Source organism: Alteromonas sp. 5NW40-0090 (assembly GCF_057552975.1).
Map to the genome: position 1 here is coordinate 104246 of NZ_BAAJLT010000002.1, position 13221 is coordinate 117466.

General features: G+C 44.2%; 6 protein-coding genes. 5 read left to right on the top strand and 1 reads right to left on the bottom strand.

Annotation, left to right across the window (positions count from 1 at the left end; genetic code table 11):
- Positions 1-15 precede the first annotated feature (15 nt).
- On the bottom strand, positions 16-2469 hold the full coding sequence (plsB, locus tag AC27KT_RS02555) for a glycerol-3-phosphate 1-O-acyltransferase PlsB (RefSeq protein WP_487127124.1): 2454 nt from the start codon (positions 2467-2469) through the stop codon (positions 16-18).
- A gap of 442 nt (positions 2470-2911) precedes the next feature.
- Here plsB and AC27KT_RS02560 point away from each other — a divergent pair, with 442 nt between their 5' ends.
- The 5 genes from AC27KT_RS02560 (at position 2912) to ctaD (ending at position 13076) form a co-directional block, all read left to right on the top strand.
- Entirely contained in the window at positions 2912-5200 is a 2289-nt protein-coding gene (locus AC27KT_RS02560) for a sensor domain-containing diguanylate cyclase (protein WP_487127126.1), read from the top strand.
- Between the two features lie 177 nt (positions 5201-5377).
- Positions 5378-8938: a hypothetical protein gene (locus AC27KT_RS02565; protein ID WP_487127128.1), complete on the top strand. Its 3561-nt coding sequence runs from the start codon at positions 5378-5380 to the stop codon at positions 8936-8938.
- A gap of 112 nt (positions 8939-9050) precedes the next feature.
- Positions 9051-9677 (top strand): transcriptional repressor LexA, encoded by a 627-nt coding sequence (gene lexA, locus AC27KT_RS02570; protein WP_039221362.1) that lies wholly within the window; start codon positions 9051-9053, stop codon positions 9675-9677.
- 581 nt (positions 9678-10258) lie between these two features.
- On the top strand, positions 10259-11422 hold the full coding sequence (gene coxB, locus AC27KT_RS02575) for a cytochrome c oxidase subunit II (RefSeq protein WP_487127131.1): 1164 nt from the start codon (positions 10259-10261) through the stop codon (positions 11420-11422).
- Positions 11423-11432: 10 nt separating this feature from the next.
- Entirely contained in the window at positions 11433-13076 is a 1644-nt protein-coding gene (ctaD, locus tag AC27KT_RS02580) for a cytochrome c oxidase subunit I (protein WP_487127133.1), read from the top strand.
- Positions 13077-13221 lie beyond the last annotated feature (145 nt).

Sequence of the window (13221 nt, forward strand, 5' to 3'; positions counted from 1 at the left end):
CCTGCGACAATATCCCTAGCTTGCAGAGTTGAGGGCAACATTTTCTAAATGCTGAATCATCTCAGGCCATATTAAGTCCATAACATCAGCGCGCAACGCCTCGCACTCTTCCGAGTATTTTAGGCTGCCGTCTTTTTCAGAATCTAACCAATGGTTATCTTTTAAAGCACTGATAAAACTAGACAGTACATTCTTATCGTAGAATTCAGGTGAGCTAAGCCCGTAAAGCGCTGATAAACGCTCGGCGACTTGTTTGCTTTCTCGCTCTAATGCACTGCGGCTAATCACTTTTTCTTTATCTAAAATGGTTAACACCACGGCATAACGCTGTAATGTTTCCTGCATACAGCGGCTTAATAACCATGATGAATGGAATTGTTTGCAGTGTGCATCTGGCGGTAAAAGCTCGCCATCTTTTTGGCGTAATAACCCGTTGTCGAGCATCGTTGTGATCAGTGCGTCAGTGTGCGCAAGCGCTTCATCCTGGGTAAGGTGCAAGAACAGCTCTTTTTGCAGCAACGGATAAAGTGCAGCAATAAGCTGAAAAATACTGTTCTTCGTGGTGCCTTTCTTCGCGAAGATAGAGGCCATAATAAGACCCGGGATTGCGAATAAGTGTAAAATGTTGTTGCGGTAATAGGTCAGATACACCGCAGATTTTGGCTGTGGACTGATCAAGCGCCCGTAATCATCTTCGTTGATATCAAAGCGACCTAACTTGAGCGTATCGCGCAGTAGCTCTTCCGCCGACGAATCTGGAATGGTGGCATCATCGCTGAACGGCACGGCTTTAAATAAATCCATGAAATCGCCCATGGCTTGTTTTAGCTCGGCTTCGCTCATGGTTTGTCTTTTAGAGGATAATAGACATAACGAGGCTAACGCCATTCCGTTTAATGCTGCTGCACGGTTGATGCGGGTCATGACGTTATTAGCCAATTCATTAACGGCAGGCGTTAACCAAGCTGGCTTTTTCTCAGGTTCGGCGTCGCGGCAATCTCGCCAATTCGGCACATGACTCTCAAGAAACTGGTTAAGCGCAATAGGCTCACCAAAGTTTACATAACCGTGCCCGTAATTTTTAAGTTTACGAATGGCAGAGAACACCTGAAGGTTAGATTCTTTTTTCTTCTTAGAGCCTTTAAGTTCGTTCAAATAGCTCTTCACTTCCATTACGTTTTCATAGCCAATGTAGACAGGCACAATACTTACAGGGCGGTTAACGCCTTTGAGCATGGCTTGAATAGTCATAGCTAACATACCGGTTTTAGGCGGAATTAGGCGACCAGTACGGCTGCGTCCACCCTCGGGGTAATATTTTACAGAGTAACCTTTGTTAAACAGCAACTCTAAATATTCTCTGAACACAGCCGTGTAAAGCTTGTTGCCAGCAAAACTCCGGCGTAGGAAGAAAGCCCCGCCACGGCGGAATACTTTGCCCACAGGCCAGAAATTTAGATTAATACCTGCTGCAATGTGAGGTGTTACCATACCTTCGTGATAAATCACGTAGGTTAAAAGCAGGTAGTCCATGTGACTGCGGTGACACGGTACATAAATGATCTCATGACCATTGGCGGCGAGTTCACGAATGCGATCGGCGTGACCTACACTAATCCCGTTATAAATTTTGTTCCAGATTCTAGTTAGCAGTCTGTCGCCAAAGCGGATAAGCCCTTCACGATAATCAGCAGCAATCTCGGTAATGTAGCTTTGTGCAGTTTCTTTCGCTTTTTCATGAGACACTTTTTTGCTTCGCGACTCTTCAGCAATAGCACGACGTACTGCATCTGAACCTAACACACTGTTATTCAGTTCCTGGCGCTCTAGCAGCGTAGGGCCAGTCATGCTTTGGCGTTTACGCTGAAAGTGAGTACTCGCTACACGTACGAGTTTGTGAGCAATACTTTGATCGCTGCCGTGCTGATTAGACATTGCTCGCGCTGACACCGCTTTCGAATAATTAATGAAATTATCACGGCCTAAAAATAGCACGATAAAGAGCTTTCGCAGCCAGCTTGGCGCGGCTTTATCGGTAATTAAGTCACTTAGCCCCGGGTTCCCCCGTCCTGGCGCACGGCCCCATGTTACGTAAACCGGAACGACTTGTAGATCGAGGTTTTCATGATCTCTATGCAAGTGAAAAAGGTCGGTAAAGACTTCTTCAATTCCGGTATCTTTTGCTGACGAGCGAAAAATGGGCTGGGTTTTACGTAAAAACAGCGTCGAAGAGTATTCTCGTCCTGCCAATGTGAGCGTATCTGTTGGGCTTGGTAAACCTAGTGCTTTGGTCGACATTCTCAGTGCAAGCTGATCTGTGACTGAGTTGGTGGGAAGTAGATAAACAATGGGTTTGCTTTTATCTATTCCTAATTCGGTTTCAACGTTAACTGGAATACTGTGGGCTTTAACCAGTAACTTAACAGGATAATGAAATACCGACAAAAGGGCTTTTCGCATCCACGACATGAATTATGTAATCCTATGAAATAAAAACGGGTGAAGTGTAACACAATCGCATCACAATCTCGCGACAACCCAATATCATCGCTTTTCATGCTGTAATGACTCCTTGCTGGACAGAAAGTTCAACAGCGTCCGGGTTTCTTGGACTTGGCTAGTGTTGTTTAGCTTAGGGCTTGTCAAAGGTATTGGCAATGCAACATTAGCAGTATATACATCAGTCCGCACAGACAATTACCCACTCAGCGAGAGGTAAAATGTTCGTAATCGCGGCGTGTTGCCGCAATTATAGTGGTTCTACATCAAGGTGACACAGCAAAGAATACGGACACTTTAAACTCGCCAGCGCCTTCTGAGTAGGCAATGATCTGTGCAGATTGGTATTTTATTGCTATAAGTTGAGTCAGTTACTACTTTTATAAAGGTTAATGAATATGAGCAAGTAGTAGTGGATGATCAGAACCGCCTGAAAACAATTGATGATTTTATGCTCAATAATGAGGTGCCGCTAGATCTCGACGACCTTATGGTGGTGTTAGCGGGGGCTTACAAAGTGCCGATAGCGCTAATTGGCATTGTTGGTGAATTCGAAGAAACATTTAAAGCGCGATATGGAACGTCGCTGTCTAAAGTAAGCAGAGAACATGCATTCTGCAGTCATGTTGTAGAAGAGCGCAAACAAGTTGTTGTTAACAATGCACATGAAGACCTTAGATTTAAAGATAATCCACTAGTAACCGGTGAACCACACATCTGCTTTTATGCAGGCACACCCATTGAAATTAATGATGAGATTATCGGTGCTGTTTGTCTTATTGATACCGTTCCAAGAGAAATTGACAAGAAATATCTAGAAGTCCTAGATCGAATTGGCGCGCTTGTTAGTCAGCATATTTCTCTTTCAAAAGAACACGAAGCACTCAAGCGGGAGCATGGGCTAATAGAAAAGTCTCCTATTGTTCTGGCTACGTGGCGAAATACTACGTCGCTCAAACTGGTTCATATCTCAAAAAATAGCGAGCGTGTATTGGGCATATCGTCACAAGATTTACTGAGCGGCGCAGTCGAGCTTGGCGATGTTTTGACACAAGACGCTGAGGGCGACTTTACATTCGCCATGCAGGCCCATATGGAGGGCGTGGAAACGCATACCTGTCGTCTTCAAATTGCCACGCCCACACGTACCATTTGGGTAAGTATGATCTCTACCGCTAGTTTCCGTGAAGACGGTATGTTGTATTCCGTTCAGGCATTTTTATTTGACACCAGCGATCAAAAATATGTGGAAGACAAGCTCAACAAAACAAACCAGCGCATGCGGCTACTATTGGAGGCCTCTGAGTTAGGTACGTGGGATTGGAATTTGACCGCTGATGTAAACCAAGTAAACAAACGCTGGTGTGATATTGTTGGTCTTGAATATGAATACTATGACACCAGTTCGCGCTTTTTCAGACAGCTGATTCATCCTGCGGATTATGTAAAAGTAGAAAAGCAGTTACACGAACATATTGCTGGAAAGAGCAAGGTTTTCAATACTACGTTTCGTATGAAGCATACTAACGGCTCTTGGGTTTGGGTCGAAAGCTATGGAAAAACTGTAGAATCTGACACTATGGGTAAACCCACTCGGGTTGCCGGAATTCATCGTGACATTACCCAACGAATGGAAAGCGAGCTTCACGAGCGAAAGAAAACTCAGCTCCTGCAATTTATTAATAAGACCCGAGCTTCATACCTTCAAAACAACGATTTAACCATGGCCTGTCAAACAGTATTGCCCGAACTCATTGATATTTCGGACAGTCAGTTTGCTTTCGTAGGGCAAATGAAAAATGAAGGCGATGCATCGAGGCTGTTTATCCATGCCATTTCCGAAATCGTTTGGGACACCAGCAGCTTCACACAATATAACGAGTATAAAAAGCGAAATTTATACTTCAGCAGTTTTGATAACCTCTTTGGTACCACTATTTTAACGGGAGAAATTACGATAAGTAATACTTCTGGGAGTCATCCGAAATCTAAAGGTGTGCCCCAAGGGCATCCGCGAATTAGCCGTTTTTTAGGTTTGCCTATCAAAGTCAAAGACAGAGTCGTGGGTATGATTGGGTTGGCCAATAAGTTTGAACCCTACTCTATAGAGGATGCCAAATTTCTACAGCCTCTTTTAGATGCATTAGCCGGTCTTTTCTATGCAGTAGAATTAGAAGATGCACGCGCTGTCGCTGAAGAAAAGCTGCGGCAATTAGCTATGACTGACTCATTAACGGGTTTGTATAACCGAAGAGCATTCATTAACGAGTGTGTCGCGTTTTCAAAGCTGCATCACAGTGCGTGTGTTGCCATTGTTGATATCGACCATTTTAAAAGTGTAAATGACACGTACGGTCATGACGCAGGTGACCAAGCGCTTATTACTGTTGCTCGAAAAATATCCAAGCAAAACGGTTCACCGAATGTAGTTGCCCGTCTTGGCGGTGAAGAGTTCGCAATCGTGATGTTGGGGGAAAATAAAAAAGAAATTAACACGCAGCTAGAGGCGCTGCGCATAGCCGTTGAAGAAAGTGTTGTTAACTATAAAACCGATAAAATAAACCTTACCATCAGCATAGGAGCCACTTTTGTCGATAGTACCTACGGCGCAGACTTTAGCGCGCTGTTATCAACCGCTGACAAATCCCTTTATAAGGCAAAAGAGCAAGGCCGAAATCGCGTGGTCTGGGGGGGCGATTGACCGTCGCTGTTTGTCGATAACCGCTAGCGACTTGTGTATCAGGCAAAAGAGATATTGCCAGGAAAACGAAGATAAGTTATAAAAAAACCAAATATTTTATTGTTGTAAACAAATTAGGCGTGTTTCGTACTTTTGGCTGATGTTAGGCCACCATGCCTTACAAATCAGGGACGATGTATGAACACTTCGCGCTTGGGTTTCTCTGGTCTTTTTTCTATTCTAGCTCTTACAGCCTGTGGTGGTGGAGGGGGCTCGGACTCTCCGACTAACCCGACACCTGCACCGCCCCCAGAGCCCACTGCATTAGAAATTTTATCGAATCCCTTAGACTACTCGATAGCACAGCTAGACACCGCAGCTAAGCGTTATGCTGATAATAGCTATACGGGTGAAACAAACGTTGCAATCGCTGACATAAGCGCTGTGCAAAATGTATATATTGCGCTTTTTGGTGAAGATCTCGCTAGTTCACCTTATCTTGACATATTTGAAGTTTCTGAACTTGTCGATGCTAACGGCAACATTGATGGCGTTATACAATGCTCAGATAGTGGCTCAATCAAGTACTCTGGAAAACTCGATTTAAGCACAGGCCTCGGAACTATAATTGTCGATTATGATCAATGCCTACACTATTATCTAAACGCGTATCACGATGGTCAGTTTTCTGTGGCTATTACGAAATCAGATGACGACAATTTTGAGGCAACGTCCTATTTTACGAGTCTTTCGATAGGGAGAGGGAGTCAACGTGCAACGCTAAAAGGGTTAATGAAAGCTGAAATAAGTTACGACCCACGCACGGGTTACTACAACGAAGAACTCATTCAGTACATGGCCGCGACCTTTAACGGTGAAGCCTATAAAATAAATGGAACTGCTTTCGATGGCTTTAATGGGTTGAGGTATTCCTCTGAGTTCGAGGGGACAATGCATATTGGCTCAAAAGGTAAGCTTGATTTCTCTTACTTCTCTGAGGAAGGAGGACTACCTTATGCTTACCAAGGTTCTCTTGTAGTTAAAGGCAATAGAACCGCAGGCATTGATATTATGCAAGGTGCGGTTCGCTATGGTGAAGATACGAACGGGGATGACACCTATGATGTTGGCGTGTTTTTCAGCAGTATCGAGACATTTGCAAGCAGCAATACCGCGAACATCGTTCTATCCGATATAGAAACTATTTCAGCGCCTCCCGTTGCTGGTGAACCCTATTATTATGCTTATGACCCTGTTTACACGTCTGACGATATAACCGTTGATGAGGGGTATTATTACGACTCTGATACGCCTGAATCTGACTTGTCAGTATCTTACCGCTGGTACATTAATAACGTTGTTATAGAGGGGGTTAGCGGCAGTACACTGCCTGCTTATAACGCGGTATTCGGCGATGAACTGAAAGTAACTATGGTAGTGTCCGACGGTGTTAATATCGTTGAATCTCAACCCGTTTTTATCACTATCAGTGACTCTCCAATGACACTTGTCGTCTCCAATATGCCTGAATCGGTTACTGCTGGTGGTTACGTCGAGTTCACGGTAAGCATGACTGACCCTGATCAAATTAATAGTGATGTTGCAGGCCAGCTTGTCGCTGCACCTACAGGAGTTACCTTAAACGACAACGGCTTACTAACGTGGCAGGTGCCCGACAGTCAACTGTTCAATGCGCAAACATATATCTTTAGCTTTGCGAGTCTGGATGGCGATGAGAGCCTGCAAACCGTCGAAATAACTGCTTATGCAGATAAAGCACCGGCGTTTGCCCGCACAACTTCAATAACACCGATTTACAATAGAGGTTTTGCGATTGCCTCAACCAATGGTGTGAATGAACTCATATCGGTCAATCATCGAAATGTGGGCGCCTTCTCGTTAAACGGAAATAAACTAGAAAATACCTATGTGTACCCTTACAAGTTGCCTACAAGAGGAGAAATTAAAGGCGTTTATACACAGGATGCTGACGGTGATAGCAATGATGAAATCTATATCCTTACTGAACAAGGCTTGTCAGTTATAAAAGATCGTAACGACAACGCGGAAACTGTATTTGTAGCAGAGGATAAAATTACGTCAGGATGGTTCTACGATATTGATAGCGACGGTATTGAAGAAATTGCATACCTCCACGGCGATCATTATTACGATGCGACTTCTATCTCCATTCATAATGTAACAACTGGTGAGAAGTTACAGCAGTTCGATGTCGATGGTGTATCAACCCTTTCTTTTGGTAATGTAGATGACGACGCGTCTATCGAGTTGGTGACTAACAATGGTTACGTCTTCGATATTAATAGCGGCACAAATCAATGGCTTTTTGGCAATGGGTTTAGCGACGCTTACGTCGCGGTCGGTGACATGAATAACGACGGTGTCGATGAAATCATTGGTGCCGACCGTTGGGAGAATATTTCAGTCTACTCAGCGGTATCGAAAAGTAACTTGGCGACAGCTGAGCATAACGATATCTGCGATTTGAGCTATAGCAAAGATAACCATTCAAATGAGGGAATGCTTGTAATTTCTGAGTGCCAGTGGGGAGAGGTGAAAGCTTTCACGCTTGAAGGTGGTCAAATTTCGGAACAATGGAGCGTTATTCATGATACGTATAGCGGTATGTCGCTTTTAATCGGCGACCTGAATAACGATAGCCGAAACGAAATTATCTGGACCGGCGACAGCGAAATTCAGGTTGCACAGCAAGATGCTGAGGGCGACTACGTCTTATCAGATATACGAACTGAAGCACAATCTTCTAATTACTTTGCTGCCGGCTGGGCCCCTTTTGGTGATAATGATGAAAGAGCTGTCTTTGTTAGTGAGACAACTAACTACTACACATCAATTCAAGTGCTGTCAGTTAACAAGGATAATGAGGTTACCATTAGCGACGAACTCGGCGACGATGTTTTTGACTACAGCAGCCCCGTTGTTACTGACTATAACAATGATGGCGTGGGTGAATTATTCACAGGAGCTTTGAATAGCAATACATCATTCAACGTAGTTAAGTTGTCAGATAACTCAATTCAGTGGTCGCTGAGCCAAAATCAAAACAGCCAAGTCTCACTCATCGAAGCTGTAGACGTTAATGACGATAATTTTGTTGATGCGGTCATTGTCGAAAACAATCGACTCAAAGCATTCGATATTGAAAACCAAGTCCTCATCGATTCTGTCATCAACGAGTTTTCAATTGATGCTGTCGCTGAGCTCACCAATAATGGTGAACACTTCTTTGCTGTTAGTGGCTATGAATCATTAAAGCTCTATACAATGCGAGATGGCGAGTTTGTCGGACTTAATGAACTAGATGTTTCTTGTAGTCAATTGATAAGAATTAATGCCGATGGCGACGACGCCTCTGAGTTCGCATGCTTAGATAGAAACTACAATAGAATAAATATTTATGACGTAACAAATGACGCCTTGGTACTTAAGGACGCCATAACGCCTACATTCAATCTTCAAAATATAGCCGTTATTCCGACGACATCGTCTAATCAATCAATACTTGGCATTTACCAAGCTGAAGAATATGACTCATCGTATGGTTATTATGACAACGTTGCTTACCGAGTCACTGAAATAGATAACAAAGGACATGTTATTTGGCGTAGCCCTTCCATTGGCATTAATCATGTCGATGGTATGCATACCCGAGAGAACAATGCCGGTGAAGTAGAGCTTCAAATAGGTAATCCGAACATGGCCCTTCTTGTGAAATAAAGGTAAGACACTTGTCGCTATCTATTGCTTATGGCAAAAGACGCGGCAAGTGCTTGTTATTTAGTTTTAGGTGTATATACTTACAGGAACTGTATGAACAGACAGGTCTTTTATGCGCCCACTCACAGCTCGACAAACAGAAGTTTTAGAACTTATCAAAACCACCATGCAAGAAACGGGGATGCCGCCCACGCGTGCGGAAATCGCTCGTCAACTTGGTTTTCGTTCTGCCAACGCTGCAGAAGAACATTTGAAAGCCTTGGCGCGTAAAGGCGTGATAGAAATTCTGCCGGGTACCTCTCGGGGTATCAAACTCAATATTCCCCTCGAAAATGACGTACCTGAAGAAGAAGGCCTACCTCTCATTGGACGTGTGGCGGCGGGTGAGCCAATTTTGGCGCAAGAGCATGTAGAATCACACTACAAGGTAGACCCTGCACTGTTTCAACCTCAAGCAGACTTTTTACTGCGTGTTAACGGCATGAGTATGAAAGACATAGGTATTCTAGATGGTGACCTCCTTGCTGTGCATCGCACCACCGATGTTCACAATGGCCAAGTCGTTGTGGCACGTGTAGACGAAGACGTTACGGTAAAGCGTTTAGAGAAACGTGGTCGTGAAGTATTACTTCATGCCGAAAACGAAGAATTTGCACCTATTCGAGTAGACCTAGCCAACGAACCTTTTGCTATTGAGGGGATCGCAGTAGGCGTTATAAGAAACGCGGACTGGATGTAAGGTTTTAACACCTTCAACGAAAAGCGGCGCACTAGCCGCTTTTTTTATGCCTTTTATTGCTTTATTTCTACCAGTTTTCTGGAGTTAGGGTGTACAAGCACGCTTTTAAAAAATGAACCCAACCAAAACTGTCAGAAAACGTATTAAGCGTATTTTGCCCGTGAATGAACTACTGAATATGCATTCATTATTTTAAAGTCTGTTTGAAAATAAATATTTACAACCTATTAGTTGTTGATTTTATGGTCAAATGATTGCTCATAGAACCTTTGGGTTGTTCAAAATGTGCGTTTGATTTCATCCTCGCTTAGTACATGCTCATTTCTTTTTCCATCCAATATGTAACGTAAGGCTGCCACGGCAAATGATTAAAAATTGAACGCTTCGTTAAATTTTTAACAGAAAAGACTAGACGGCACGGCATTATTGCGCAATTCTTAGACAGAGATTAACAAAATAATAACAATGACTCTAAATTTGTTTTACAAGTTGAGGTGATGGGTCAATCGTTCGCAAACCATTTGGTAGGGCATCGCGCAAAATAATCAGCGTTTTTGGTCTTGCTATTACGGAGGTGCTGAGTGAAACAACTAACGACCGTTTTCGCAAAATGGTGTTCAACAATACCGTTTTTGCTTTTTTCTCCTTTGCTTCTTGCCCAAGAAGTCAGTGAAGAGGCTTCTTCACTTAATTTAAGACGCGGTGCCACCGACATCAGTGGTCAGGTTTACGACCTCCACATGCTGATGTTTTTTATATGCGTTGGCATTGCTGTTGTAGTGTTTGGGGTTATGTTTGCCTCGATGTATCTGCACAGAAAGTCCCGTGGCGCGAAGCCAGCAAATTTTCATGAGAACGTGAAGGTTGAAATTGCTTGGACCGTTATTCCTTTCCTTATTCTTATTTTCATGGCGGTACCCGCAGCGAATACCCTAATTGCTATGGAAGACACGTCTGAGCCTGACATGACGGTGTTAGTAACAGGCTCTCAATGGAAATGGCATTACAAGTACATGGATAGCGACGTAGAGTTTTATTCTTTACTCGCCACTCAGCGCGAGCAAATAGAAAACAAATTTCAGAAAACAGATAACTACCTGCTGGAAGTTGACCGCCCATTGGTTATTCCTACTGGAAAAAAAGTACGCTTTCTTATTACTTCAGACGACGTGATCCACTCTTGGTGGGTTCCTGATTTTGCTGTGAAAAAAGATGCCAACCCCGGTTTTATTAACGAGTCTTGGGCCAAGGTGAATGAGCCTGGTATTTATCGCGGACAGTGCGCAGAGCTTTGTGGAAAAGACCACGGCTATATGCCGGTTGTGGTGATTGCTAAAGAGCCTGCGGAATTTGATAAATGGATGGGCGAACAAGAAGAAATTGTTCGCAAAGCGAAAGAAGAAGAGCAACGCCTACTTTCTATGAACATGTCGATGGATGAGTTAATGAAAGTTGGCGAGCGTGTTTACAACACCACCTGCGCAGCTTGCCATATGCCAAATGGTGAAGGTTTACCTGGCGTGTTCCCAGCATTAAAGGGCAGCAAAATGGCGTTAGAAGATCAGCAAGGTCACATTGATATTGTACTTCACGGTAAGTCGGGTACGGCTATGCAGGCGTTTAGCAAAATGCTAAGCCTTAAAGAAATTGCAGCGGTAGTGACTTATGAGCGCAATGCCTGGGGCAATAACACTGGCGACATGGTGCAGGCCAAAGACGTCAATGCAGTGGCAAACGGAAACTAGGAGCAGAAAAATGAGCAAAGCAACTGAAGTTATTTCGCCTGATACCTCTGCGCCTCATAGCGGTCACGCACGTGGCGATCACCTACATGATGATCATGAACACCACGACCATATTCCTAAAGGGATAACGCGCTGGTTGTTTACTACTAACCATAAAGACATAGGCACACTTTACCTGTGGTTTGCCTTTATCATGTTTTTAGTTGGTGGTGCGATGGCCATGGTGATCCGCGCTGAACTATTCCAACCTGGTCTGCAAATTGTAGAACCAAACTTCTTTAACCAAATGACCACGGTACACGGACTTATCATGGTATTTGGTGCAGTAATGCCTGCCTTTACTGGGCTCGCAAACTGGCTTATTCCAATGATGATTGGCGCCCCTGACATGGCGTTACCGCGCATGAATAACTGGAGCTTCTGGATTTTACCTGGTGCCTTTCTCATTCTACTGAGTTCGCTCTTTATGGAAGGTGGCGGCCCTGCTTTTGGTTGGACTTTCTACGCACCCCTTTCAACGACTTACAGTGGCGATTCGACAGCATTGTTTGTGTTCTCTGTTCACATCATGGGTATTTCATCCATTATGGGTGCGATTAACGTGATTGTGACCATCTTTAATATGCGTGCGCCAGGCATGACCTGGATGAAAATGCCGCTGTTTGTATGGACGTGGCTTATCACAGCGTTCTTGCTGATTGCGGTAATGCCAGTGCTCGCCGGTGCGGTTACCATGGTGTTAACGGATAAGTTCTTTGGCACCAGCTTTTTTGATGCTGCTGGTGGCGGCGACCCGGTTATGTTCCAGCATATTTTCTGGTTCTTCGGGCACCCTGAAGTTTACATAATGATCTTGCCCGCTTTTGGCATTATCTCGCAAATTGTTCCTACCTTTTCTAGAAAGCAGCTGTTTGGTTACGCGTCTATGGTGTACGCCACGGCGTCTATTGCCCTGCTCTCTTTTGTCGTGTGGGCCCACCATATGTTTACTACGGGCATGCCGGTGTACATGGAAATGTTTTTCATGTTTGCCACCATGCTTATCTCGGTGCCAACTGGGGTAAAAGTGTTTAACTGGGTAGCGACCATGTGGCGTGGTTCTCTAAGTTTTGAAATGCCTATGATGTTTGCTATTGCCTTTATTGTACTGTTTACCATTGGTGGGTTGTCAGGATTAATGTTGGCGATCACCCCTGTAGACTTCCAATATCACGATACATATTTCGTCGTAGCCCATTTCCACTATGTACTGGTAACTGGCGCGGTCTTTTCTATCATGGCAGCCGTGTATTACTGGTTGCCTAAATGGACAGGCAAAATGTACGACACAACCTTAGCTAAATGGCATTTCTGGTGCTCACTGGTATCGGTCAATGTGCTGTTCTTCCCTATGCACTTTGTTGGTTTGGCTGGAATGCCGCGTCGTATTCCTGACTACGCATTACAGTTCGCTGATTTTAACAAATGGATAAGCTTGGGTGGTTTCGCATTCGGTTTATCTCAGCTCATTTTTCTTGCTCTGCTTATAAAAGCGTGCAAAAAGCAAGGTGAGCCGGTATCGGCGCAAGTTTGGGACGGCGCAGAAGGATTGGAATGGGAAATTCCATCACCCGCTCCTTATCACACGTTTGAAACACCACCTGTCGTTAAGTAACGGTAGGTGGAGTTGTGAATTGGTCATTCCTTTCAATCGGCAAAAGCTGACGGGAATGACATTCACACATTGCAGGTGGTGAGGGAGATAAGCGGTTAAACAAGCGTTTATCAACCTTCACCTTTAGATTTACCCGGAGGTCACG